The organism is Pseudomonas sp. LFS044 (genome assembly GCF_047978245.1).
Taxonomy (GTDB): domain Bacteria; phylum Pseudomonadota; class Gammaproteobacteria; order Pseudomonadales; family Pseudomonadaceae; genus Aquipseudomonas.
In genome coordinates this window covers 1-298 of record NZ_JBFPFX010000083.1, presented here as the reverse complement: position 1 = coordinate 298, position 298 = coordinate 1, and the positions used below count along the sequence as shown (strand labels likewise).

Below are 298 nucleotides of genomic sequence, written 5' to 3'. Positions count from 1 at the left end.
GATGCCGTGTACTTCCCGCAGGTCGAAGTGATCGGCGACATCGCCAACGCCGTGTGGCAGATCGCCGAAGGCCTGGGCGACACCTCGCACTGGGACTTCACCCGCCTCATGGCCATCCGTGAAGCCAACGAAGCGCAGATCGCCGAAGGCGGTGACGACGACCGCTTCCCGGTCTACCCGCAGCGCCTGGTCGCCGACATCCGTCGCGTGCTGCCGTCCGAAGGCATCGTCGCCCTGGACAACGGCATCTACAAGATCTGGTTCGCCCGCAACTACAAGGCGCACAAGCCCAACACCG

Annotated in this window: 1 pseudogene; it reads left to right on the top strand. The window is 65.1% G+C overall.

Going from position 1 to position 298, the window contains the following annotated elements:
- Nucleotides 1–298, top strand: a pseudogene (locus tag ACNQPL_RS26715) (acetolactate synthase large subunit); the annotation flags it as partial.